The following is a 26,982-nucleotide window of genomic DNA, read 5'->3' on the forward strand; positions in this document are numbered from 1 at the left end:
CAAACTAAAATGATTGTACTATATTCAATCGTATTTTAGTAGATGTTGACCTTTTCTCATTCAAAAATAGACCTTAAATCCAAATGTTTATCTATGATTTCAATCCATTTTTTCCTTCTTAATGTCCAATTAATCCTTTGTTCATTTTGATAGTTCATCCACGGTAGTTTACCTAAGACTTCAACTCCTCCAAACTTTTCAATCATAGAGATATTCTCTTCAAGAGAAGGATCAGCTTCATCTTGATAACCATTTAAAATAACTCCCTTGACCTCAAGTCCCATTTTATGAGCATAGGAAATAGATAGACAAGTATGGTTCACTGTACCTAAGCCAGCTCTAGCCACGAGAAGCATTGGAAGTTTTAATTCACTTGCTAAATTAGCTATCGTTTTATCTTGAGTAATGGGAACAATGAGTCCTCCTGCTCCTTCTGTAATGAGAAAATCGCTATGATGCAAGCGGTTACGACCCTCTTCCACCAACTTTAAAAAGTTAATCTTTTTGCCTTCCCTCTCTGCTGCGATCCATGGTGCTAGAGGTTGGGAAAATGTATAGGTTGCGATATCTTCTTCCTTTTGATTCAGTCCACTTCCATGTAATAATCGATAGCTATCTGCTTCTGGGTCACCCATTGCCACTCCTGATTGCACAGGTTTCCATAATTGGACATTTTCAATTTTTCTTTTGTTTTTTATAAAAGCTGCTAGTGCTGCTGCAACTTCCGTTTTTCCCACACCTGTATCCGTTGCCGTAATAAATAAACCCTTACTTTTCATCCTATATACACCTTTTAATTTAATATGTATTAAATTGTTAACCTAGATTTTAAATTTCAAGTTAACAATCAAACTAGATTGATTGTACTATATTCTTTAGAAGTGAACAACCTCTACTTATTGTGATACTAAATACAACCATAATTAACAATATGCTGTAAATGAATATATCATTATTATGTTTTTCACCTTAAAAGAGACAGCTAACACCACTCACAGTGTCAACTGTCTATATACTAAGTTAAATCATCCTTATAGAAAATCAAGGTTACATAGAATTTCTTGTAGATTTATAAGTGCATCATTTTAATGAATATATTCATAAGATGGAGAGTCATATGCTAGATTATCTTTTTCATACGTATACCAGAATTCAATATTTGTTCCCTCACTTAAATTATGAAACTCATACTCCCAGATTCCGCCATTATTGGCTGCTCTTACACTCAAATGATCAGCATGATTTATTTTGTAATGAATATCTACCCAATTCGATGCAGCTGAATTACGTGTAAATTTGAATAATGCTGAAGTAGCACTTGTTTTTACAATTTCAATGGTATAATCGTCCTCAATAATGACATCTTCGCCACCTGGTAGGTTAGTTGTCACGGAATGAATATCACTTGCTGCTGATACGTTGCCTGCTTCATCTTTCGCAACTATAGTAAATGCATAAGTTGTATCTCCTGTTAGTCCTATAACGGTATATGATGTGCCTGCTGAATTATTCTCAAATACTCCGTCTTTGTAAATATCATAACTCACTACCCCTACATTATCTGTAGACGCTGTCCAGATTAAATTTACTGTTGTTTCACCTACTGCTGTTGTACTCACATTTGTTGGAACACTAGGCGGTATTGTATCCGGCTCACCACCATCAGAGCCAAATGAATATTGATACTCAGGTGAATCAGTTGCAAGATTGTCTTCTTCATACGTATACTTGAATCCAATGATTGCACCAGAACTTAAATTGGTAAGCTCATACTCAAAGCTTCCTCCATTGTTGGTTGTTCTTATGCTCAACTGTCCTGCATTATTTATATTATAATGGAAATCTACCCAATTAGATGCCCCTGAAGTACGTGTAAATTTAAATAATGCTGAAGTAGCACTAATCTCAACAATTTCAATGGTATAATTGTCTTCAACAATGACATCTCCAGTTCCAGAATCAGTTGTAGTTACTTGAATTGCATTACTTTCTGTTGATACATTACCAGCTCCATCCTTTGCCACTACGGTAAACGTATACGTTGTATTTTCTGTTAGTCCTGTTACAGAAAGTGAAGTGCCTACTGTACTATTTTCAAATACTCCGTCCTTGTAAACATCATAACCTGTGACTCCCATATTATCTGAAGACGCTGTCCAGGTTAAATTCACCATTGTTCCAGTTACTGCTGTAGTACTCAAATTTGTTGGGGGAGATGGTGCTTCCGTATCTTCTTCAGGACTTTGTCCCATAACATAACTAAAATATTGGGACAACATACCCACACCTGCTGTATCAATCGTATTGTACCTATATGTCAAGGTTCCATTTTCAGGTACATCAATGGTTGTTTGAAAGACACCATCTGCATCTTTAATTAAGTTATATCCAACTTCGATGTTATTTTCTTGAATTAATAAAATCACTTCATCAAGACTTGCATAAGGTTCAACTATAAAAGTTGCTCTAGTTGGTGTGGTTTCAATAATTTTTTGTGTGTATGCTGGACCAGATTCAAAACCAGAACGTAGAGCAGTCTCTTCACTTCTCGCTGATTCATTCCCTTCAGCATCTCGTGCAACAATTTGGTAAGCATAAAATGTTAATGGCTCTAAACCAACGTCTTTAAAATTTGAACCCTCTGTAGTTGCCACTTTTATTCCATCACGATAAACATCATATTCCACGGTTAAGATATTATCCGAGGAATCATTCCAATCTAGATGGATAGATGAATCAGTTTCCTCAATACTTGTTATACCCGTTGGGACAGAAGGTGCTTCCGTATCTATAATCGTTGTCGATACATGTAGAGGAGCACTTTCTCCCGAGATGGTGTCCATATCCCTTGCTTTTACTGTAAAGGTATATGTTGTTGTTGGAGTTAATCCTGTTATTTGTGCTTCTGCTTCCGTTGAAGAGTCCACATAACTGCCGTTTACAAATATATCATATCCAACAACTCCTCGATCATCTGTGGAAGGCTGCCACTCCAATGTCACATAATTTGAAGCTGTTCTTTTTTCACTGAGCCCTACTGGCACAGACGGTGGGCTTGTATCTGGAATGTACACTCCCTGATCAGTATTAAAACTCTTTGGTGCGACAGTGATCTGTTGTCCGTCGGAGAAGTTTACGATTTTAATTTCATTCGTCATATTGTAAACCACATAAGTTTTATCTCCATTATCCGATTTAAATACCGTATAAAATGGATAATCGGCCTGTACGGTTTCATCCACAGAGCCCACATTAACTAAAGAGTGAATCCAACTAAACGTAAAGGCTGCTGAGTTTCCTTCCTCAACTTCAAACAATCCATCTGGTGAACTTGCAATGGCATTATTCATTAATTGCAACGCCTGATCCGGATCTGCTAAAGCTAGATACATCCACTGTAGATCATCCCAATATTGTTCAACATCATAATCATACAATGGGTTTCCAGCTTCCTCAGCCCGACCCCATACTTCAAATAAAGGAAGCTCATCCTGTAAGCTGTTATAATTGTTTAATACATAATCTGTATCATGACCTAAATAAAAGGAACCTCCATGGAACGGCAACCAAAGAATAGCGTGTCTTTGCGCAGGGTTTTTTGTCCAAAAAGTAGCATTATCTACTTTGCCACCCCATACAATCGTAGTTGCCACTTGATCCCATTCCTCTGGATAAATATCTTGATTCAAATCAAAATAATATTCATTGGATGCATCTACTTCAGAAGTGTATAAATAAATACCTAAATCTCTAATTTCTTCACCTTCTGCTTCTCTTCCAGGTAATGTGGATAGTAACTCACCCCACAAAACAACGCCTGTCCACGCATTAATTGCTTCAGAAACAGACTCTTGGTTATTGCCTGAACCGAATGCTGCTTTACCATCTGCCCATGAGTGTCCAGCATACGGATCAAAATTTCTTAAAAACGGGAACATCGGATCATCTCGATCAGGTGAAGCAACATTTCGAATGATTAGGTTCACCATGTCTCCATAATCTTCTAAAAACTGTTCATCTGCTCTAGCAATTTCAGCAGCCGCTTTTATGAAATAACCATAATGAAAATGATGATCTGTAATATGCTGAGCACTCCAGAATCCTTCTCTATATCCAAGCATAGCCCCCCATGTATCGTTATAATAAAAGAACTCTTGATTATCTAGATTTCCATTTTCATCCGATGCCGTTAACCAATCTGTAACCATAAACTTTGCTTTTTCCAGAGCAATTGCTGCTAAATCCTCAAAATCACTTTTATCGGTTGGTTCACTCACTCTACTTGCCAAATCCTCTGCAAGACTAAATAAAGTCGTTAACCTCGTCATCTCTTTCCCTGTAAAATAGGTATTTACAATCCCTGGTATGGATAAAGGATCATCAGGGTTAGGGAAGTGACGATTGATCTCTTCTTCTAAATAGAACTTCAATTGATTCATATTTTCTTCACTTAAATCTCCCAAATAAGGTAAAGATGGTAGTATACCAGTATACCTATCCTCAGTTGTAAATGAGTTGCCAATCAATGTTTTTAATTGACCTTGCATGGAATCATAAGTATAACCTGTAAAACCCGCATCCAATCCTCTCCATTGCGTAGCATACAGTGCCATTAATGTTTCGGTTGGTGCACCTGCTTCTTTTGGAGTGACCGTAAATGAATAGTTTGTATATACTTTACTTTGAACTTCATCATAAGACCAATTCACTGTTGTATCCGTAATAAAAGAATATGCAAAGGATTTCATTTGGTCGAAAGCAGCGATCGCTTCATCTCTTTTTTTCACATCAGGAAGTAATACAAGAGAAAAATAGTTTTTTTCTGCTGGTAAATTATTGACTAACGTTGTTGTACCGATACCTGACCATGTAGAACCTGTTGGACCGAATAATCCATAATAATTTCCATTCGCTATGACTCCGATCATTGCGTCGTTTTCAGAACCAATAAATAATTCTGGAACTGTATGAAAGTCTAGAGAGGGATTGCCGCCTTCATATTCCGCATATACATAGGGTGAACCATGACCATAACTAACACTCATTCCAGTACTACCATTATAGAAATCAGCCGTAACAAACCAATCACTATAACCACCTGTTCTTGCTTCTGGAAAATGATCAACATTTGAATGACCTAACACAAAATCATTACTGGTACCTGTAGGTAGATCCGCCATTACGGTTGATTGCTCTGGATAAATGACTGGATTGATTTCTGTAGGTCCAGGTATACCTACTATTTTTGATCTACCTCCGTAATAAATTTGCAAACCTCCTTCCTTAGGCTTCATCGCTAATGGATGCGGATACTGTGAGTTGCCAAACGTATCCCAGTTCATGTTTGTCCACCAATCACTAGTTGGAGTTGGTTTCCATGATGGAGCATCAGGACCCGTTACATTGGATGAAATATCAGGTTGCGGTTCTGGATATGCTAGTTGATCAGGTTGAAGACCCCACTCCGGTGGTCTATCCTCTTCTAGGGGTAATATGGTTGTATAACTACCAGAACCTACTTGTACCTCCCCATTGAATCCAAATGACATCATAGGAAATATTGAGAAAACTAAACAAATGGATAAAAATAAAAGACCTACTTTTTTCAATTCAAAATCCTCCTTTTCATGTTTTTTATGCATCCAAAACAAATATAAAGTATTCACTTTGATATCACATCTTCATCACCCCTTTCACAAAGATCACAATAAAATCCTTTGATTTCTATATGAATAGTATGTTTTTTCTTAATGACATCGCATACTTTTGACAACTGTTAAGATGAAAACGTTTTCATAAATGAAATTGCGATATTTATCTATGTATAATTTATTATGTTGAAGTCAATAGAATGAATAAAAAACAAATTATATTATAAGACTGGATTGATTATGCGATTAGATGAGATGTATCCAAAATACGGGGAGCAGTTCGAAATAATTCATAGCATAGTATATAAATTATTAAATCTATTCTATCATAGTTTTTTATGGGGGGTGTCTATTATTTTGGGGTGGCCGCTCATAGATATTTTATTTTAGGCAGTTTAGGTATATTCGGGGTTATTTGGATGTAAGAGGGTGGAATAAATTTATGGTCTATCTATTCAGATAGACCATATTAGTTATTGGCGTTTTTCTACTCATTCACTTTTGGATCAAAGGCATCACGCAAGCCATCACCTACAAAGTTAAAACTTAAAACCGTAATTAATATCATTAGCCCTGGGAATGTGGGATACCACCATGCTTTTAACATAATCGTGTAGTTTTGGGCATCTTGCAGCATATTCCCCCAACTTGGGATTGGAGGCTGAATTCCTAAACCTAAATAACTAAGTCCCGCCTCAGCTAATATGAGACCCCCTACTCCTATAGTAGCCGCGACAATAATCGGTCCTATTGCATTTGGTAAAATATGTGAAAAAATAATCGATCCACTTTTTGCTCCAACTGTTTTAGCAGACAACACAAACTCTCTGCTTCTTAATGAAAGAATCTCTCCTCGTACTAACCTAGCCGTTGTCATCCAACTCGTTGTAATAAAAATTAAAATTAACTTATCCACACCTGGTTGAAAGATCGTGACTAACGTTATTAATAAAAAAATAGTTGGGATGGCATAGAGCGTATCAACAAATCTCATTAATATGGAGTCAATCCACCCTCCAAAATAACCAGCAGTAGCCCCTACAACAGTTCCTATCGTTATGGCTCCTGCAATAGATGCAAAACCAACAAATAATGATATCCTTGCCCCGAATAAAATCCTTGTTAATATATCTCTTCCAAACTTATCTGTACCCAATAAATGATCCCCACTTGGAGGCTGCAGCTTATTTACAAGGTTCTGTTCTTCATAAGTATATGGAGTTAACCATGGAGCAAATATAGATGCTAAAATGATCAAACACAATACAATAGCTCCAAAAACTGCAAGTCTATTCTTCAAAAACTTCCGCACGATTATTTTTGACATGGTATCTGGTTTATGTTTAAGATTGGGGTTCATAAGTTGTTGTTTTGTTGTTTCAGGTACTGTATTGATTTGTGACATATACTTTCCCCCCTTTAATATTCAACCCGCGGATCAGTGATTGCATATAATATATCGGCAATGATGTTTCCTAATACAACGAACACTGATGACAATACGGTTAATCCCATAATGACTGGATAGTCCCTGGAAAATGCAGATTCAATAAAAAGTCTTCCAATACCTGGCCATGAAAATACAGTTTCAACGATGACAGATCCACCGATAAATGTCGGTAGCAAAATACCAAAGATTGTTATTATAGGAGTTAATCCATTTCGAAGACCATGTTTGTAAATCACTGTTCGTTCCTTGAAACCTTTTGCCCTCGCTGTTCTCATATAATCTTGTTTCGTTACATCAAGCATACTTGATCGTGTATGACGTGTTAATGTAGCCATATCAGCAGACGCTAACACAAATGCTGGTAATATTAAATGATGAATGCGATCCCACAAATTAAAAGGAGCACCTAGAGTTGATACACCACCGGTAGGAAACCAGCCTAGTTTGACTGAGAAAAACATAATTAACATTAAACCTAACCAAAAGTTTGGAGTTGCTAGTCCCAAAAAAGATATCACTGAAACACTATAATCTGTTTTTGAATAGGGTCTAGTAGCAGAATAAATACCAAAAGGAATAGAAATTAAAAATGCTAAAATCGTAGAAACAAGCATCAACAATAAGGTATTCGGTAGTCTGTTCATGATCAACTCCGTAACTGAGGTACCTTTTTTCAATAATGAGGTTCCAAAATCCCCCTGTAACATGTTACCTACCCATTTAAAATATTGAATATAAAGAGGATCATTTAATCCATATTTTTCCATGAATTTCGCTCTATCGGCAGGGCTTATGTTAGGATCCATCAGTAAGCTTGTAGGATCTCCTGGAGCCATTTGTATAATTGCAAAGGAGATAATCGTTATTCCTAACAACAAGGGAATAGCCATTACAAGTCTACGGATAATATACGTTGTCATCTTGCAACCCCCTTCTTTTTTTACTTCTTTTTAAAATTTCTATAATACTAGGTATTTTATATAAAGCTCTACTTCCAACTAAAAAGAAAAGGGAGGGGATAACCCATCCCTTTTCTACTAAATTATCTATTCTTGTTTTAACCACCATTCATGTGGATGATAAATATCATTCCTTGCGTGGAACGTATAACCTTCTAGATTTTCTGGTATTGCCTGATGTGTATTTGGATAATATAAAAATGTATATGGTTGATCTTCTGCAATAATTTTATAAATATCACCATAAGCTTGTTTATACTCATCTCTATCAATAATTTGTCTTGCTTCCTCTATTAATGTGTCAGCTTCTGGATTAGAATACCATACAAAGTTAAGTCCTTCTTCTCTTTGACTTGAATGGAAAATATCATATTGGTCTGGGAATGTTGATAACGCCCAGCCTAAAACTAATGCATCATAATCCCAATTCGGTGCAGAAATGGCTTCTATATATGCACTCCACTCCATAATATTTGGAGTTACTTCAATGCCAATTTCTTTCAACTGTTGTTGTAAAATAACAACGATATCTTCACGAATTTTATTTCCTTGATTCGTTTTAATTTCAAATGCAAATTTTTTGCCGTCTTTATCTAAAATTCCATCATTATCCGTATCTGCCCATCCAACTTCTTCTAATAATTGCTTGGCTTTGTTTACATCATATTCAAATACTGGAACTTCACTATTATATGCCCAAGAAAGTGGACTTTCTGGAACATTTGCTACCTCACCATCTCCATTCAATACTCCCAAAATAATTCCTTCACGATCAATCGCATGCGTCAGAGCTTGACGAACTTTTTTGTCTTGGAACAGCTCATTTTTTTGGTTATAACCTAAATAGGTATAAGCTAAAGAAAGACCTGATTCAATTTTCACTCCTGCTTCAGTTGCCCATTCTTTAACCGTTGCAATATCACTTCCAGGAACTCCTGGGAAATAATCAACGTCACCTGCTTGTAGCTGAGCAATTAGTGCGTTAGCATCTGGAACAATTTTGTAAATAATCGCATCAAGATAAGGTTTTCCTTGGTAGTAATCGTCGTTACGAACTACTTTTACATATTGACCGTCTTTCCACTCTTCAAATTTAAACGGTCCTGTTCCAATTGGCGTTTTCGTATTAAACTCATTTTCACCTAAATCAGCAATGGGTACATCTTTTAGTATATGTTCAGGTAAAATATCATAACTTAAAGTAGTAGGTAGAAATGTTGCATCCTTTTGTTTTAACCTAAACTCAACGGTATATTCATCAATTTTTGTAATGGTATCTATCATTTCAAAATTAGAAGCACGTTCTCCAACATACTCTTCACTAATAGGGATGCTGTACGTAAATACTAAGTCATCCGCAGTCATTGGTTCTCCATCATGGAAAGTTACATCGTCTCGAAGGATAACCGTATACGTTAAACCGTCCTCCGAGGTTTGAATATCTTTTGCTAAGTCATATTCAACTTCAAAACTTGTATCTGAACTAACAGGTCCTGAAAAAATTAAATCTTCAATATCTGAACTAGCAGTATCTGTTGAATATAGTGGATTAAATAATGTTGGAGCACCTATTGAACCCATAATCAATGTCCCACCATATTGCGGGTCACCACTTGCCTGTTCTTCATTTGTTTGTTCTTCATTAGTCTGTTCTTCATTTGTTTCAGGATCATCCCCAGAAGTTGGTTCATTTGTACTACACGCTGACACAAATACTGAAAAAACTAATGTAAGGCATAATAAAAGCCATGTTACTTTTTTTAATTTCACGATCTAACTCCCCCTTAAATTAATTAAAGATATATGAATAATAAGCTTCATAGACATGACCTTTTTCTTTCTTCCCCCCTTTCTATAAGACTTTTAAAAATAAATATATTTATGAGAGGAGGTTCAAAATCTTCGGGGATAAATTCCATCAATTTTGTCTTCCTCTATAAACACTCACTTATACAAATGGCAAGCAACATAATGTTCTTTTTTCATTTCTTTAAATTGCGGAATGATCTGCTTACATTCCCCCGTTGCCGCCGAGCACCTTGTATGAAATACACACCCACTCGGTGGATTTGCTGGACTTGGCAAATCCCCCTCTAAAACGATACGTTCCCGTTGCACAGCTCCTTTTTTCCGTGGAATTGGTACTGCAGAAAGTAACGCTTGTGTATATGGATGGAGCGGTTCTGTATATAAATCTTGTTTAGGAGCTAATTCCATAAGATTCCCTAAATACATTACGCCAACTCTGTCACTAATATGCCTAACAACACTTAAATCGTGTGAAATAAAAATATAGGTTAATCCAAACTCTTCTTGCAGGTCTTCCATCAAATTAATAATTTGTGCTTGAATAGAAACATCCAAGGCCGAAACTGCTTCGTCGGCGATAATTAACTCTGGATGAAGCGCTAAAGCACGAGCAATACCAATACGTTGCCGTTGTCCCCCAGAAAATTCATGAGGGTATCGATTGATAAAGGAAGCATTTAAACCCACTTTTTCTAAAAGCAAACCAACATGTTCATCGCGTTCTTTGCCACTATACTTTTTATGGACGTTTAAAGGTTCTTTTAAGATTGAACGAAGTGTTTTTCTTGGATTTAACGAAGCAAATGGATCTTGAAATATCATTTGGATATTTTTACGAACACTTTGTCTTAGTTCAGCTTCCCGTAAATGGGAAATATCTTGACCTTTAAAAATGATTTGACCATCGGTAGGTTCATATAACCTAATGATTGTTCGTCCAATTGTAGATTTCCCACATCCAGACTCCCCAACTATACCAATCGTCTCCCCCTTTTTAATAGAAAAACTTATACCATCTACTGCTCTGATATGACCTGATGTTTTTTGTAATATTCCACTTTTAATTGGAAAATGTTTTTTTAGTTTATGTACTTCAAGTATTGTAGTTGTATCATTAATGTTAGTTGATAGTCTTTTTTCTGCTTGTATACTCATTATCTTCCCCCCTCTTTTTCATATAAAAAACAGCGCACAGAGCGAGAGAGTTTTTCTGATAGTGTAGGCATTTCTTGAAAGCAACGATCAAATGCCTTTGGGCACCGAGGAGCAAAGCGGCAACCCTGTGGTAAATTCTCAGGGGGAGGAACATTTCCTTCAATCGATTGTAATCTAGAAACCTCTCCATCGATAGATGGAACGGATTCAATAAGACCTTCTGAATAAGGATGAAGCGGATCTCCAAATAAATCATCTACAGATGCCTCTTCTACAACTTGACCACAATACATCACTACGATTCTATCTGCTATTTCAGATACAACACCTAAATCATGTGTAATCAGTAAAATAGAAGTGCCGAATTTTTTACTTAGCTGTTTCATAATATCTAATATTTGGGCCTGAATAGTAACATCAAGAGCAGTCGTAGGCTCGTCAGCTATTAACAGCTTGGGACTACAACTCATTGCCATTGCAATCATTACTCTTTGTCTCATTCCTCCTGATAGTCTATGAGGATAATCATTAATCATTTCTGCAGCCCGGGAAAAACCAACCATCTCTAACAATTCTATTGCCTTTTGCTTTGCTTTAGATTTTGACATCTTTTGATGATAAATTAATACCTCTATTATTTGTTGACCAATCGTTAAAACGGGATTTAATGATGTCATCGGTTCCTGAAATATCATTGAAATTTCATTTCCACGAATTTTCAACAATTCCTTTTCTGGTAATTCTACTAAATCTGTTCCATTATAAAGTACTTGACCATCAACTATTTCCCCACCTGGACTTGGGACAAGCCTCATAATTGAAAGGGATGTTATACTTTTTCCTGAACCAGATTCACCAACTAACGCAACTGTCTCCCCTTTTTTGATGGTTAGATCAACACCATCCACAGCAGGAATTGTTTGTTTTTTTCTAAAAAAATGTGTTTTTAAATTTTTCACTTCTAATAAGGCTGACATGTTTATCTCACCTTCCCACTATAGAATAAAGTTTATATTTTTATATATTAAGAATATTCAAATAATTAGGACCAAATAAGATATATGTAATTTTGGTTGTACAGTGATTTATAGGGTTTATTAACCATTTTTACCTAAGTAAGCGCTTTAATAATAGGATGGGATTGTTTGTTAAAATTGGGTATTATGATATATATTCTATGTAAGTATTGAAAATCCTTTGATCTTAAAAAAATTATTAGATACATACCACTCTTGTAGAATGGAGAGATATAATGAACATCCCTTATAATATGAATTACACATTCGACGACGATAGTTTACGAGAACATCCTGAAAGTAGAGATGAAATGTTAAAAGGCATTCAATATTTAAAAGATAAACTAACAATTGGAGAGAATATATTAAACCAAGCTAAACTATTAGGAAATATCGGTACTTATTTACGAATTGTTGATCATCTACAAGAGGCCGAACATTATTTAGTTAAAGCAATTAAATGTTATCAACAAGTAAATGACCAACTAGGCCTTTTTGTAAATCAATTAAGGCTCTCACACGTATATCACTGGAATAAAGATTATGAAAAAGCAAACCAAATGTTTAATGAATTAGTAATAATGGTTGAAAATGACACTAAATATATAAACTATAAAGATTTTGTATACCAGCATTATGGGAAATGTTTGTTTGATCAGAGACAACTAGATGAAGCATTAAAATATTTTTTAAAAGCGCTTAGTATTCGAGAGGATAAAAATGATGATTTGTTAATACAATCAACTGAAAAAGCAATTGAAAAATGCAATGAGAAAATGAGGATCAAACGTTGATAATTTCTCACCTTCAATTCAGACTCAGTTTCTCCTTAAAGGTATCATCTAAGATGCCCCACTTCAAATGAATGAAGTGAGGTAATTTGGGCAGTTCATGAATTTTTAATTAAATATTTAAAAGATTCCTCTATATATTCAATATCTGTTGATCCTATAATAGAATCAATGGTGTTTCCTTTTTGACCAATAAAGTGTAGTACAGGAAATCCAAAATCACCATAAATCTTATAATGCTCACCTGTTTTATCAAGAAGAATTGGATACTGAATTTGATGCTCGTCTATATAATTCTTCACATCTAGTATATCATCCTGATAGATTAGATTTATACCATAAACGTTAACTTCGTCTTTATATTTTTCATAAAGTTCTACCATTTTTGGAGCATCTTCATTACAATACGGACACCATGAGGTGAAAAATAATAAAACGGTTGGTTTCTCATTAAAATGAATAGTAAAAGGAGATTCATTTAAATCTAGCAGTTCAATTTGAGGACCATCAACTTGACTATTTATTTCTGTGCTTGTCATTGAATTCGTTATGATATAAGTAAAAACAATAGCAACTAAAAAGGCAATTAGAATTGTAGTAATTTTATATATTTTATTCATCTATAAACTCCTTTATAAATATAAATGCCACTATTTATATTATCGGATTTTATGAAATTGTTTTAAAGGTTTATATTATAAGTGATATATTAATATGAGTAAAATTAAAATTAGGAGGTTCATTCATATGAATGTAAGATTAAATAAATATCGAATAAAAGATGGAAAAACAAAACGAGTAGATGAGTGGATGGAGTTACTAAATCAAAATATGGATAAAGTACTTCTTATTTTAAAAAATGAAAATTTATATATTGAAACTATGTTCCGCGAAAAAAGTGACGAAGGAGAATATCTATATTGGTATGCAGTTCAAGGTAATGGTGAAATAGATATAGAACTTACTGAGGATGAAGTAAGCAAGAAAAATGAAATGATTAAAAAACATATGGAGTTTTGGGAAGAGTGCATTGATCAAGAGCATCAATCAGCATCAATTACTACTGATGTAGTTATGGTTTCAGAGAATATTAGAAAGAGTATGGTTTACACAGGAAACTAGTCTAAAGAATTCATGGGGTGTTCAGGCTATCAATTGGAACCCTGGATTAAATCCACCACTTATAGTCTGGATATTCATCAGAATGAATGTATACGGCTTCTCCTATTCTTGGAGTCGAAATCTTCACTTTTCTCTTTATGGCTTCTTTTGTCACCCTGACAATTGGATCCGTCCATTCATGTAATGATAATGTAAAGGCTGCCCAATGAATCGGAATCAACATTTTCCCATTTACATCTATTTGAGCCTGAACTGTTTCTTCTGGTGTCATGTGAATAGCCGACCATCTCTTATCATATTGTCCACATTCCATCATAGTCAGATCAAATGGTCCATATTTTTTGCCAATTTGAGCAAAATGAGGTCCAAAACCGCTATCTCCACTAAAGAATAAATTTGTTGTTTCTCCACTTATAACCCATGAACACCATAAAGTTTTATTACGATCATTTACACTTCTGCCAGAAAAGTGAATAGATGGTGTACAAGCAAAAGTGAGGTTATCAAATTGTATTTCTTCCCACCAATCCATTTCATGGATTTTTTCTTTAGCTACTCCCCAGTGTACTAAATGACTCCCTACTCCAAGTGGAGCATAGAACATTCCTACCTTATTCTTAAGTTTTCTTATAGATCCATAATCTAAGTGATCATAATGATCATGTGAAAGAAGAATGGCATCAATAAAAGGGAGATTTCGAATTTCTATCGGTATTTTTTCACTGTAACGTTTTCCTGCAAACATAGGGAATGGCGTAGGTGCTTTTCCCAACATTGGATCTAAAAATAATGTCTTCCCTTCAATTTCTATTAAAACAGCAGAATGACCAAACCAAATAACTTTAGCCTTTGAATTGTTAATCAGTTGGTTTGTTTCAATAGGTAAGGAGTTTGCTGGTTTTCTGTTCGGTTTTTTTATTAAATAGTCTTTTATTAAAGAGATGGACTCCTCTACGTTCATTTTCATTGAAGTAGATGTTGGATTTAGAAATTTTTTGTTATTGTAGTTTTTAGATGCAGTATATTTGTTAACTTCTACTCTAGAAGGCTTTCTCCCAAAAGGTGGATAGAATAAGAAAAAGAAGATAACGATCAGTACGGCTAATAAGATGGTTAAATAAAAAGATAACATAATGATTCTCCTTATAGATATCATTGTATTCATAAATGTATACAATTTTAGCAATGATATAAGTGCTTCCACATTTTTATCATCATCTTCTTATTCAAGTATATACTAAAATTGTAAATAAACATAAGCTGAGCTGTGAAAATAAAATAAGACTACCAAAATTTTTGGCAGTCTTATTTAAAATCTATTTTCAATCATGAACAGGAATTCTAAGCTGTAAAATATTTAAATATGTGTGTAGCTACGACCCCACCTAAATAAACTCCTCCAACACCGACTACCCCTGCTAAAACAGGTGGTGCTGGCAGTGGAAGTTTTATCGCTTTAAACACTATTCCAATAATCATACCTGCTAATAAACTTAATATAAGTTCTTTCATTATTGTCACCCTTTTCAAATTAATATGAACTGTTTGAAATTTCCCCTTGTACGATCGCTACCCCAGAGCTTGCTCCAATTCGAGTTGCACCCGCATTAATCATCGCTTCTGCATCTTGTAAACTTCGAACTCCTCCAGAGGCTTTAACCCCTACATCAGGTCCTACTGTTTTTCTCATTAATGAAATATCCTCTACTGTTGCTCCACCTGTTGAAAATCCTGTTGAAGTTTTCACAAAATCTGCACCTGCTTTTACAGAAAGTTGGCAAGCACGTTCTTTTTCTTCATCAGTTAATAAACATGTTTCAATAATAACTTTTGTTAATGCTTTTCCTTTAGCTGCTTCTACTACAGCACGAATGTCTTTTTCTACTAATGAATCGTTTTTATCTTTTAGAGCCCCTATATTAATGACCATATCTACTTCTGTAGCACCATTTTCAATAGCATTTTTTGTTTCAAATGCTTTTGTTTCTGGTGTATTAGCTCCTAATGGAAACCCTATTACTGTACAAATATCAACACCTGTTTCTTTCAGTAATTGACTTGCCGTTTCAACCCAAGTTGGATTAACACAAACGGATGCAAATTGATATTCATTCGCTTCATGACATAACTTTTCTATTTGTGATTTAGTCGTTGTTGGGTGTAAAGCAGTGTGATCAATCATTTTTGCTAATTTTTTATTCATTTTCATGTCCTCTTTTTCTATTATTTTAAAATTTCGTTGTCTTCGAATTGACAACTTCTTTATATATTAAAGTTGGTGCTTCCACTTGTTCATCTACAATGGAATAGGCATCTTGTATTAGGTGAATCACTTCTTCTACATCCTTAGAGTTAGAATGGATGGTCACTAAAGATTCATTGATATCTACATGATCCCCAATTTTTTTCTTTAGCACTAACCCTACTGCTAAGTCAATTGCAGATTCTTTTGTTTTTCTGCCTGCTCCAAGCAACATAGCAGCTATACCGATTTGGTCTGCTGTAATTTTAGAAATATATCCTGCTTTTTTTGCCAGTACTTCTATCGTATATTTTGCTGTAGGCAATTGTGTTGGATCATCAATCACTGAAACATCTCCGCCTTGTGATGACAAAAATGTTTTAAATACTTCCAATGCTTTACCAGATTCCATCACTTCTTCTAACATTTTTCTTGCTTCATTTGTGTCACTTGCCTTTCCAGCCAGTGTTACCATATAACTTCCTAACGTCAGACAAAGTTCATGTAAATCAGCTGGTCCTTTTCCTACTAATGTATCAATGGCTTCCTTCACCTCTAGCGCATTCCCTACTGCAAAACCTAACGGTTGACTCATGTCTGATATAATGGCCATTGTATTTCTTCCAACACCAATACCGATATCTACCATAGCTTCTGCCAAATCTGTAGCATCATCTAACTTTTTCATAAAAGCTCCATCACCTGTTTTAACATCTAAAACAATCGCATCCGCACCAGCGGCAATTTTTTTACTCATAATAGAGCTTGCAATTAAAGGAATGGAGTCAACTGTCGCCGTTACATCACGTAATCCATATAAACTTTTGTCAGCTGGCGTTAAATTTGCACTTTGACCAATGACAGCAATTTTATTTTCATTTACTAGTCTAACAAACTCTTCGTTATTTAATTCAACGTGAAACCCAGGAACGGATTCAAGTTTATCTATCGTACCCCCAGTATGACCTAGGCCACGTCCTGACATCTTTGCAACTGGTACTCCAACCGCAGCAACAAGAGGGGCAAGCACAAGTGTGGTCGTATCCCCCACTCCACCCGTACTGTGTTTGTCCACTTTAATTCCATCTATGTCTGATAAATCAATCACATCGCCTGATTTAACCATGGCATCGGTTAAATATACTCTTTCATTCTTTGTCATACCTTGAAAAAATATCGCCATACTGAATGCTGACATTTGGTATTCAGGAATTTCTTTAGAAGTATAGCCTTCAATAATAAAATTGATTTCTTGTTTACTTAACTCGTGTCCATCCCGTTTCTTTGCAATCAAATCAACCATTCTCATCTCAAAATCCTCCTCATGCTTTTGATAAAAATCTGTTAGTTTAGGGTCCCGCAAAAGTAAAAGATTAATCATCTAAGCTCACTTCACTTTTATGGGTATTTTTAAAATAACATTCCTGCAACAGCAGCACTTAACAAGGATGCAAGCATACCAGCTAATACAGCCTTAAAACCAAGCTTTGCTATATCCCCTCGACGATTTGGAGCCAAACCTCCAAGTCCACCAAGTAAAATACCGATGGAAGAAATATTCGCAAATCCACAAAGCGCAAAACTAATAATCATCGCTGTTTTGGGAGTTAATGTCTCTATTTCAGGTCCAAAGAAAGAATATGCAACAAATTCATTTAAAACTAGCTTTTGTCCAATATATCCACCTGCTTGTACTGCCTCTTCCCACGGAACACCTATTGCAAATGCAATTGGGGAGAATACATATCCTAAAATACCTTCAAGCGTTAAATTCTGAACGTTGAATATCCCTCCTATCCAACCAAGAAAACCATTAAATAGAGCGATTAATGCAATAAATGCTAACAACATCGCACCAATATTCAATGCTAATTGCAGCCCCACACTCGCACCTCTAGCGGCTGCGTCTATTACGTTAGCGGATTCAGTATCTTTACCGACGTCAATATCATCAGACACTTGTGATTTCTCTGTTTCAGGTATCATGATTTTAGCAATAATCAATCCGGCTGGAGCAGCTAAAAAGCTTGCAACTAGTAAATATTCTAATGGTACACCAAGTAATGTATAACCGATTAACACCGATCCTGAGACCGAAGCTAATCCCCCTGTCATAATTGCAAATAACTCTGAACGAGTCATTTTTGCTAAATATGGTTTCACTACAAGCGGTGCTTCTGTCTGCCCAAGAAAGATATTAGCTGCCGCAGATAAAGACTCTGTTTTACTTGTACCTAACAATTTTGCAAGTGCTCCACCGATGAATCTTATAATCACCTGCATAATACCGACATAGTACAAAATAGAAACGATGGCTGAAACAAATATAATGATTGGTAGTACTTGAAACGCAAAAAGGAATCCAATATCCTCTTTCCCAATTAAACCTCCAAAAAGAAATTTAATCCCATCATCCGCAGAACTTATAATTGAATTCACTATATTAGTTAATTTCCCTAAAAACACCTTACCAGGTTCAAACTTCAAAATAATAAAACCTAAAATAATTTGTATTGCTAAACCTCCAAAAACTGTTCTCATGCTAATCGCCTTCCGATTGCTTGAAAATATGAAAGCGATGCCAAAAATAACAGCAATACCGAAAATTCCCCATAAAATATTCATCTACTACACCTCATTTTTCTTAGTCTACACTCTGTCCACAAGTGGAAGTTATGAATATTCAAATCACTTCTACAAACAGAATTATAACAGAATATGAAATTTTGTAAATATATAAATGAACATTTGTAAAAGAATATATTTCCAATCAAATTAAAATGCAAAAATAACCTCACAGCTTTTAAGCTGTAAGGTTGAATTAGAATGAGATATCCCTTTTTTTAATACGCTTTGTTATCAAAATCTTTATTTCTTATCAATTAGGAATTGAGCCGTAAATTGATCTGTTACAAGAACATTTGTAAAACCACCTTTGAGCGCTCCGTAAATCCCTTCCACTTTTTGAGCCCCACCAGCAACTAATATAGAATATTCTTTTTTCTTTAATTCTTCCAACTCAATACCGAGTGTTCTAGCGTTTAATTCTTTGCTGCAGATCTCTCCATCCTTATCAAAAAACTTAGAGCAAATATCCCCTACTGCTTTTGAATATATCATTTCTAAGTCTTCATCTGTGAAGTAACCGAGTTTAAATAACAAAGACTCAGACTTAATCGGTCCAATAGTATATAGTGCTATATTGGATTGTTTTCCTAATTCTAAAATTTTGTTAATATGTCTATCCGCTTCCATTGCTTGTTTTACAACGATATGATCTACAATAGCTGGTAATGGCAAGTGAATAGGAGAAGTTTCAAACGCCTTCCCGAAAAGATATAAAATCTCATTTGCATACGTATTCGTCTCTGAGTGGCTAACACTACCTTTTAATTGGACAACTTTCACATTTTTCAATGCTTCCTGCTTTAGTTCAACGGCTACATGATGCATCGTAGTGCCCCATGTCACACCGATGATGTCATCGTCTTTAACAATTTCATGCAAATAAGATGCTGCTTTTTCACCTAAATAGGTTTTAATTATCCCATCTTCGTATTGAGGAACATGAGTCACAATTGCTTTTTTAAGATTGAACTTTTGTTCAAGTGTTTCGGACAAATTCTCAATATCTTCCGTTGGATCTATAATTTTTATTTCAACAATTCCTTCTTGTTTTGCTTGCTGAAGAAGCCTCGAAACTGTTGGTCTCGAAATTCCTAATTTCTTAGCAATATCGTTTTGGTTATAGTCTAATAAATAATATAATTTGGAGACTTCAATCATTTTTATAAGTTTTTCTTTATCCATTAAATCACCTACTAACAAATTCACTCCTATTTATTTTAACAAAAATTGAAATTAATTTCATTTCATGTTTTTACACTAGTATGAATAAACCCATGGAAACTTAAAGATAATACAACTACCTAGCTTTTTATTATTATGAAACTTTGAGGTAATGTATATGAATATTGCAATTTGGCCGCACGTCATTTCAATGCCAATTTACTTTGGAATTCTAATGTTTATCATCTCTTTTTTTCGAAGACATTACAAACTCTCAGCCTATTTTTGGATTGCTATGTTGTTTACTTTTCCTCTTTGGATGATTGGTGGTGTTGAGGGATGGTTTCGATGGGCTAAAATTTTAAGTGTTCTAGTACCAACGATTATTGTGGGTTTTTCTCGTATCGCTGTTTATGAAGATAAAAAGGGAAAAATATGGAACTTCCTAAAATCAGAACAGTTTCTATGGTTCTTTTACGCTATCTTATTTCTTAATATTTTAGAAGCAACGATAAAAGATGCAACAATGGGAAACAATTTTAATGCTTTAACTGGATTACTTCTCTGTGTCACCATCCCCTTTGCTCCAAAATTTTGGAAAATCACTACATCAAAATATGGGGATTTAATTGCTTATACAACCGCATCTTGGAATTTCCTTTATACCTCATGGAATGCCTGTTTTGTTTATGCAGAAAGCCCTGTCTATTTCGCAAGTTCATTGACCATTTTATTAGCAGCAGAAATATACCCTATTATAAAAAAACGTCCAGAATTATATATCACTGCTCGAGTGTATACATTAGCCGCACACCTAGTTTTAAGAGCTACTTTTGACGTATTCCCTATGACAATGGATGCATCTTCCTGGTTTAATACAGATGTGTTACATACATGGGGGCTAATTAACTTCATTTTAATTGTCCCATATTTATTCTGGCATATGTGGCAACTACACACTGGGAATTCAGAAAAAAGCTTTACTCGAAATAGAGGTATGAAAAATTAACTTTTTTCCATTGTATTACTCATACCTCACATCTATAATTGGAAAATAAGGTAATTGCTCACTCAAGAAATATGCAGCAGAAAGCATAACTATAAAATAAAGTAAAAATAAAATATCAAACCTTGAAAAAGTAATTTTATAATAATATGTACGATTTTTCACTTGTGAAAATCGTTTCGCTTCCATAGCTACCGCTACTCGGTGTGCACGCCGAATGCTTTGAGCTAATAAAGGAATAGCATAGGAGCGAAGCTTTCCATAAATACCTTTAATGCCTCGTTTATGCCGCATACCCCGAACCTTCAGCGCATAACGAATCGTTTGGAACTCCTCGACCATAATGGGAAGCATTCGTAATGCAGCCAAAAAGCTATATGCATATTTAGGGGGAAGCTTAAGTTGCTGCATTAAGGAATAAAACAAATATACGGGACGAGTAGTGAGTGAAAACGCAATGCCAAGTCCTGCGTAAGTTAATGCACGCAGACCAATATGAATCCCTCTATAGAAGCTTTCCTCCGTAACATGAATCAAACCCCATTTAAACCAAGTCGTTTCACCCTTACCAAAAAAAACCATAGAGGTTGCTGACGAAACAAAGATTAAAACTAAGGGGATGGAGATGAGCAGCAATAGTTTGAAAGAATGTCCTGAAAACAATAAATACAATAGTAATGTCAAAATCGTAATATTTACCATTAAGTTGAGATTATGAATAAACAACACATAGATAAATAACGCTATCATCACTATAAATTTAAAACTAGGATTCGTTCTATGCAACCAAGTTTCCTTATAGCTTAGATCAAGCACTTTAAGTCCTCCTACCTACTGTTTAATAGTGGTTGTTGCAAATATTTCTCTCTATACTGTGCAGAAGTGCCGTCAAATTCTAATTTCCCATTTTCTATTAACCATACTCTGTTGGAAAAATATTGAACAACCTCCATACTATGTGTGGCCATAAGTACTATAGTCCCTTGTTTACGCCAATGTTCAATTAATTCCAGAATTGCAAATGTATTTTTAGCATCCTGACCGAAAGTAGGTTCATCCAACAGGATGATTTTCTGCTCCTTAACAATTGCAGCCGCAACGCTAAGCCTGCGTTTTTGACCCATCGAAAGTTGATATGGGTGCTGTTCTGTTTGCCCTAGCAAACGAAACTGCGCTATCAAGCGGTTTACTATTTCCTCAATTTGCTGTTCACCCATCTCATCTATTCTTAAGGAATAAGCAATTTCATCATAAACTGAATTCGTAACAAATTGAAATTCAGGATTCTGAAAAACGAACGTGAGATGATCCGTCAATTTATCGATCTCTACAATCGGTTGCTTTTCGATCATATACTCACCTGTTGTTTTTATTAGCTGCATTAAAGAGTGAAGTAAAGTGCTTTTGCCTGCCCCATTTTTTCCGACAATAGCAATCCATTCTCCAGGAAATAACTGTGCTTGTTCAACATGAAGCTTTATGTCATTTCCGCGAAACCCTTTGAAGTCGGATATAGAAAGCATCCACTCATTTTGATGATATTTATGCTGCAGATCGATATATGATTGCCTTTGCGCTCGATGAACGTAATCTTCCCAAACACCAGGATACCAAATCCCTTGTGCAATTAACTGCTGTTTATGGGCAGATAAAATTTGGTCTTTAGGACCGTCTGCAATAATTTCACCCTGTTCATTAAACAGTATAATCCGTTCTATAAAATCCAGTACATGTTCGATCTTATGCTCAACGATCAAAACAGTTTGATCTTGAGCGACCTCTTTAATCGTTTCCCATACTTGTTCTGTGCCTTCGGGGTCAAGCATAGCTGTAGGTTCATCTAAAAAAAGAACCTCCGGCTGCAATGCCATCACGGATGCAATGGACAACCTTTGTTTCATTCCACCCGATAACGATTGAATCGACGTATGCATATCCTCAATAGCCAGTCCTACCATTTCAACATATTTACGTATTAAGGCAGGCATCTCATGACGTGGAACACGTAGATTCTCCAATACAAAGGCTATTTCCTCATCTACATATGGCATGCAATATTGGGTGTCCGGGTCTTGAAACACATATCCCCAAGAACGTGGAACTGTCACACTCTCTGCTTTCATTGGTGCCTCAATAGAATGAGGAATGAGTCCCGATAATATTTGTAATAAGGTAGATTTCCCGCACCCAGAGGGACCTAATATAAGAACCTTCTCCCCTGCATAAATCAAAGAGGAGACGTCTTTAAACAACAAAGATGAGCTCCCAGTAAATTTTAAGCGCAGCTTTTCCACTCCTGCAACGATCTGTGACAATATAGACACCTCATTCAATATGACTATTTGTTGCATTCAATATCCCATACTTCTATAGACAGATCGGTAAATCAGATCGTATCACGTGACCATCTGACTTACCGATGTTTAATAAGATATACATGGACAAAATTACTTATCCAATGCATCATAATCTTCTTTTGACGCAGGACGAACCAAATTGGTTATACCTGTTCTTTCCAAAGCTTTTACAAGATAATAAGCAAATACACCTGTAATGATAATTCCACTAATCACTCTCAATACAATTTGCAAAGTTAAATTCCAAGCCGTAAGATCAGCAAGATATCCTTTAAAGTAATCGATGATAAAAGATGAAGCTGCTGCTGCGGCACCAGCAATGGACATCACGATCAGACCGCTGCGTTTGTATAATGTTGCCAGCAGTACTAGCTCTACAGCCAAACCTTGAACAAATCCGTAAATCAGTGTATCTACCCCATATTGTGATGCCATTACCATTTCAGCAGTAGCAGCTGCCATTTCGGCAATGATGGCCACACCCGGTTTACGAATAATTAGAAAAGCAACCGTTGCAGCAATATACCACATACCATAAGATAATTGTTCTAAATGTAATCCAGGTAAAGCAAAAAAATCATAAACTGATCCCCATACTCTATAAACAATACCAAATACAACAGCAATGACTATTGTAACTAAAATATCTGTTAACTTTAAACCTTTACTACTCATTCCATTCATCTCCTAGTTATATTATTCTACCCGAATTGTAGTTCGACTATCTAACCTAATTCGTTTTGTTCGATGATAACTGGCCATGTCTCTTTTTGATAAGCCATCTCCCAGAACATCAACTCATATTGACTGCTTAAAATAAAGTGCTCTTTCATTCGTTCTCGATCTGATTCAGTTACTTTTTCAGCGATATTGTCCACTAACTGAATGACCTCTTCAACTAATTCACGGAACCAGTCTCCACCATAGGTTGCAATCCATTCCTGATAAATAGGTTCCTTCGGTGTTGAACCTATGAGCTTTTCGCCAATTTCATAGTACAACCAATAACATGGCAACAAAGCAGCAATCGTGTCTCCGATATGACCAGTATGAGCTGCACGGTACATATGTGATATATATGCATAAGCCGTGGGTGCTGGTTTGAAGTTTTCTTTTTCTTCTTCAGTTATATCTAACTGAACAAAAAACGCTTTATGAAGTGATAACTCTGCTTCATTCGTTCCAATAGCATGGGATGCCATACGACTAACCGTATGTAAATCATCCGCTTGTGAAGCTGCTATGGATTGGACTCTAGCAAAATGACTTAAATAATATGAGTCTTGTAATACATAATAACGAAAACGATCCAGTGATAATGTTCCGTCAGCAATCCCTTTAACAAATGGATGTTTAAAACTCGCCTGCCAAATAGCATCCGCTTCTTTTCTTATCTGCTCAGTAAATTTCATCTCTTTTCCCGCCTTTCTTAAGTACCCCAGTAACAGTAAAGCCTTAAAATATAAAAAAACCACTCTGCTGTAGAGTGGGATTAAGACAAATTTGCACCTAAGATATTGCAATTCATCCATCCACTTCCCTACGCTAGTATTAGCTAGATCAGGTACAAGGGTTAAGGCTAAATGCCCCTCTCAGCAAATATCATTTGCACCCCTAGTGGTTACGGTATTAAATTCAAATACAACATTACTATAGTTTTTTTATTTTAACAAGGAAAAAGATTTCCAACTTATATGAATTATATTCCAACAAATCTGTGGTAAAGTTCACTTATTTGATTTTAAAATTCTAAAATTAATTCACTTTTTACGATATACTCTAGAGTTTTTATAAATGTATGTTTTTGCCTCTATCATTTTTAGCTCTCCTTGTACTAGTTATCGATATTTTCCTTTTTCTATTTTTGAAAAAGAGCTGTCTCAAGTAGAAAATGTCATTTAAAGACATCGTAATTCAATTATCATGAATTTAATTTCCTTTTGCGCGATCAACCTTCTTCTTTATTTCTTCTGTCATAAAATTCTCATAACCCTCAACATCAAGTTTTCTAAATTCTGTCACATATTCATTCCAAACATCTTCAAATTCACTAGGGTTAGAAAGCACAAGCTTAGGGAAATATCTCCTCTGAAGTTCATCCGATCTTGTGCCAAAAATTTGCTCTGGTGAACCTTGTTCCACCTGAACACTCCATGCTGGGAACCAAGGTCTCTCATCTGTGTCTGAGAACAGCTCTGCGAAGGTTCTCACACCATATTGCTTGAGTAAATTTAAATCACCTTCTGTATATCCTAATTGCACGACTTCCGCCTGAGACCCAGGAGCAACCGAATTTCCATCTGATAAAGAAGAACCTGTTCCGTAACGAGGCCAAAAGTATTCAAAATATTTAAGACCAAATGATTCCCTAAATTCTTCTGTTTCTTGATCGATTTGTTCCTTGGTTTTATAAAATCTTCCATTCTCATCGATTTCAAATGTTTCTCCTTCAATACCCCAGTTGGACAAAATTTGATTTTCATCTGTTAAAAAGTTATCGAAATATTGGATGATTTTAGCAGGGCCTTCTGCACTGACAGTAATGGCTATTCCACGATTATCTACGAAACCTGGAGAGTCACCGTATTGGTCTTTAATATCCTCATCAAATACTATAGGCATGGGCATATAAAGGAGATCATCATTACCTGTTTCCTCTAAAAGTTGAAGTGCTGGTCTTACCTGCCAACCATAATCAAAAAATCCTAATATTTTTCCAGATGAAATTTTCGCTAGATACTGATCATAGTTGTCAACGAATGAAGATTTGTCATACAACCCTTTGGCATTCATTTCATTTAATTTTTGAAGCCAACGCTTAGTAGAATCTTCCTTATCTGCGTAAACAGTTGCTTCATAGGTTTCCATGTCAACCATTACCCCACCATCATTTGGGAATCCAGCCAAATGATTCGCCGGGTTTACTAAAACAAAAAACCTCCAGTCATGTGTTAAACTAATAAATCCTGTTAGATCTTCATCTTTATGTATCACTTCATAATCTTCTATTAATTGAAAATACTGATCTAATGTTTTTATTTTGGGATAGCCGAATTCCTTTAGAACACGACGCTGTATCCAGAAAGCACTTTGATCAACATTAGGACTTGGAACACGTTCACCCACTATAGCTTCAAAGGGTAAGAAATAAATATTTCCATCTTCCTGCTTCATTAACTCGTAATAGGATCCATAAACTCTTTGTATGTTCGGTCCATGCTCAGCTATTAAATCATTTAAAGGAATAAAGGCCCCTGCATCTAAAAATTTATCAATGGCACTATCTGGAATCACAACATCAGGAAATTCGTTAGCCGCAATCATTGTACCAACTTTTGTATTGATGTCTCCAACCAAAAATTCCATTTCAAAGTTAACACCAGTTTGATCCTCTAGTATTTTCCCTATCACCGTTTCATTGGTGTTCAAATCTCTAAATCCAGACCCTGCATTAAATAATGTAAAAGTCACATTCTCTTCTGAAGTTTCTTTATCATCTTGATTATTTGATATTGTTTTATTTACTTGCTCATTACTACTACTTTCTGAGCATGCAGCAATGAAAACTATAAACAACATCAGGACCAAAAACAAATAAATCGCTTTCACCTTCATAATACCTAGTCCCCTTTCAA

At 35.4% G+C, this 26,982-nt stretch carries 22 protein-coding genes and 1 riboswitch; of the genes, 3 read left to right on the top strand and 19 right to left on the bottom strand.

Going from position 1 to position 26,982, the window contains the following annotated elements; translation table 11 throughout:
• Positions 1 to 56 precede the first annotated feature (56 nt).
• From bioD to EPK97_RS09845, 7 genes are all read right to left on the bottom strand, one after another.
• Positions 57 to 779, bottom strand: coding sequence for a dethiobiotin synthase (gene bioD, locus EPK97_RS09815; protein ID WP_162036453.1), 723 nt, complete (start codon positions 777 to 779; stop codon positions 57 to 59).
• A gap of 306 nt (positions 780 to 1,085) precedes the next feature.
• Positions 1,086 to 5,609: a glycosyl hydrolase gene (locus EPK97_RS09820; protein WP_162036454.1), complete on the bottom strand. Its 4,524-nt coding sequence runs from the start codon at positions 5,607 to 5,609 to the stop codon at positions 1,086 to 1,088.
• A 529-nt stretch (positions 5,610 to 6,138) separates the two neighbouring features.
• A complete protein-coding gene (gene opp4C / locus EPK97_RS09825; RefSeq protein WP_162036455.1) occupies positions 6,139 to 7,056 on the bottom strand; it encodes an oligopeptide ABC transporter permease in 918 nt (305 codons plus the stop codon).
• 14 nt (positions 7,057 to 7,070) lie between these two features.
• On the bottom strand, positions 7,071 to 8,021 hold the full coding sequence (locus EPK97_RS09830; protein ID WP_162036456.1) for an ABC transporter permease: 951 nt from the start codon (positions 8,019 to 8,021) through the stop codon (positions 7,071 to 7,073).
• Positions 8,022 to 8,147: 126 nt separating this feature from the next.
• On the bottom strand, positions 8,148 to 9,830 hold the full coding sequence (locus tag EPK97_RS09835; protein WP_162036457.1) for an ABC transporter substrate-binding protein: 1,683 nt from the start codon (positions 9,828 to 9,830) through the stop codon (positions 8,148 to 8,150).
• A 174-nt stretch (positions 9,831 to 10,004) separates the two neighbouring features.
• Positions 10,005 to 11,024 (bottom strand): ABC transporter ATP-binding protein, encoded by a 1,020-nt coding sequence (locus EPK97_RS09840; RefSeq protein ID WP_162036458.1) that lies wholly within the window; start codon positions 11,022 to 11,024, stop codon positions 10,005 to 10,007.
• Positions 11,024 to 12,001, bottom strand: coding sequence for an ABC transporter ATP-binding protein (locus EPK97_RS09845; protein WP_162036459.1), 978 nt, complete (start codon positions 11,999 to 12,001; stop codon positions 11,024 to 11,026). Before EPK97_RS09845 ends, EPK97_RS09840 begins: the two co-directional genes overlap by 1 nt.
• Before the next feature lie 275 nt (positions 12,002 to 12,276).
• Here EPK97_RS09845 and EPK97_RS09850 point away from each other — a divergent pair, with 275 nt between their 5' ends.
• Positions 12,277 to 12,834: a tetratricopeptide repeat protein gene (locus EPK97_RS09850; protein WP_162036460.1), complete on the top strand. Its 558-nt coding sequence runs from the start codon at positions 12,277 to 12,279 to the stop codon at positions 12,832 to 12,834.
• Positions 12,835 to 12,929: 95 nt separating this feature from the next.
• Here EPK97_RS09850 and EPK97_RS09855 read toward each other — a convergent pair whose 3' ends face one another.
• Positions 12,930 to 13,451 (bottom strand): TlpA family protein disulfide reductase, encoded by a 522-nt coding sequence (locus tag EPK97_RS09855; RefSeq protein WP_162036461.1) that lies wholly within the window; start codon positions 13,449 to 13,451, stop codon positions 12,930 to 12,932.
• Positions 13,452 to 13,578: 127 nt separating this feature from the next.
• Between EPK97_RS09855 and EPK97_RS09860 the strand changes: the two genes are divergently transcribed.
• Positions 13,579 to 13,953, top strand: coding sequence for a DUF6176 family protein (locus tag EPK97_RS09860; protein ID WP_162036462.1), 375 nt, complete (start codon positions 13,579 to 13,581; stop codon positions 13,951 to 13,953).
• A 46-nt stretch (positions 13,954 to 13,999) separates the two neighbouring features.
• Here EPK97_RS09860 and EPK97_RS09865 read toward each other — a convergent pair whose 3' ends face one another.
• The 6 genes from EPK97_RS09865 to EPK97_RS09890 all read right to left on the bottom strand — a co-directional run bounded on the left by EPK97_RS09865 (position 14,000) and on the right by EPK97_RS09890 (position 20,005).
• Complete coding sequence (locus EPK97_RS09865; RefSeq protein ID WP_420826789.1) at positions 14,000 to 14,920, bottom strand: MBL fold metallo-hydrolase; 921 nt, start codon at positions 14,918 to 14,920, stop codon at positions 14,000 to 14,002.
• 374 nt (positions 14,921 to 15,294) lie between these two features.
• On the bottom strand, positions 15,295 to 15,465 hold the full coding sequence (locus EPK97_RS09870; RefSeq protein WP_162036464.1) for a XapX domain-containing protein: 171 nt from the start codon (positions 15,463 to 15,465) through the stop codon (positions 15,295 to 15,297).
• 19 nt (positions 15,466 to 15,484) lie between these two features.
• Positions 15,485 to 16,156 (bottom strand): deoxyribose-phosphate aldolase, encoded by a 672-nt coding sequence (gene deoC / locus EPK97_RS09875; RefSeq protein WP_162036465.1) that lies wholly within the window; start codon positions 16,154 to 16,156, stop codon positions 15,485 to 15,487.
• Positions 16,157 to 16,181: 25 nt separating this feature from the next.
• Positions 16,182 to 17,504: a pyrimidine-nucleoside phosphorylase gene (locus tag EPK97_RS09880; protein WP_162036466.1), complete on the bottom strand. Its 1,323-nt coding sequence runs from the start codon at positions 17,502 to 17,504 to the stop codon at positions 16,182 to 16,184.
• 101 nt (positions 17,505 to 17,605) lie between these two features.
• Entirely contained in the window at positions 17,606 to 18,820 is a 1,215-nt protein-coding gene (locus EPK97_RS09885; RefSeq protein WP_162036467.1) for a NupC/NupG family nucleoside CNT transporter, read from the bottom strand.
• Between the two features lie 243 nt (positions 18,821 to 19,063).
• Complete coding sequence (locus EPK97_RS09890) at positions 19,064 to 20,005, bottom strand: sugar-binding transcriptional regulator (protein WP_162036468.1); 942 nt, start codon at positions 20,003 to 20,005, stop codon at positions 19,064 to 19,066.
• A gap of 157 nt (positions 20,006 to 20,162) precedes the next feature.
• Here EPK97_RS09890 and EPK97_RS09895 point away from each other — a divergent pair, with 157 nt between their 5' ends.
• A complete protein-coding gene (locus tag EPK97_RS09895; protein WP_170295504.1) occupies positions 20,163 to 20,993 on the top strand; it encodes a hypothetical protein in 831 nt (276 codons plus the stop codon).
• Between the two features lie 15 nt (positions 20,994 to 21,008).
• On the opposite strand, the gene EPK97_RS09900 is transcribed toward EPK97_RS09895, so the two are convergent.
• From EPK97_RS09900 to EPK97_RS09920, 5 genes are all read right to left on the bottom strand, one after another.
• The gene (locus tag EPK97_RS09900; protein WP_338075686.1) at positions 21,009 to 21,806 is read right to left on the bottom strand and encodes an energy-coupling factor transporter transmembrane component T family protein; all 798 of its coding nucleotides are present in this window, start codon (positions 21,804 to 21,806) and stop codon (positions 21,009 to 21,011) included.
• An 11-nt stretch (positions 21,807 to 21,817) separates the two neighbouring features.
• A complete protein-coding gene (locus tag EPK97_RS09905; RefSeq protein WP_240903768.1) occupies positions 21,818 to 23,305 on the bottom strand; it encodes an ABC transporter ATP-binding protein in 1,488 nt (495 codons plus the stop codon).
• A 132-nt stretch (positions 23,306 to 23,437) separates the two neighbouring features.
• Complete coding sequence (locus EPK97_RS09910; RefSeq protein ID WP_162036470.1) at positions 23,438 to 24,022, bottom strand: ECF transporter S component; 585 nt, start codon at positions 24,020 to 24,022, stop codon at positions 23,438 to 23,440.
• Positions 24,023 to 24,072: 50 nt separating this feature from the next.
• Positions 24,073 to 24,759, bottom strand: coding sequence for a thiaminase II (gene tenA, locus EPK97_RS09915; protein ID WP_162036471.1), 687 nt, complete (start codon positions 24,757 to 24,759; stop codon positions 24,073 to 24,075).
• Positions 24,760 to 24,867: 108 nt separating this feature from the next.
• A riboswitch (TPP riboswitch) is annotated at positions 24,868 to 24,973 on the bottom strand.
• 303 nt (positions 24,974 to 25,276) lie between these two features.
• Positions 25,277 to 26,962 (bottom strand): extracellular solute-binding protein, encoded by a 1,686-nt coding sequence (locus EPK97_RS09920; RefSeq protein WP_205690248.1) that lies wholly within the window; start codon positions 26,960 to 26,962, stop codon positions 25,277 to 25,279.
• Positions 26,963 to 26,982: the final 20 nt, after the last annotated feature.

The sequence above is a fragment of the Chengkuizengella sediminis genome (assembly GCF_010078385.1).
In the GTDB taxonomy this organism is placed as follows: Bacteria; Bacillota; Bacilli; order Paenibacillales; family KCTC-33759; genus Chengkuizengella; species Chengkuizengella sediminis.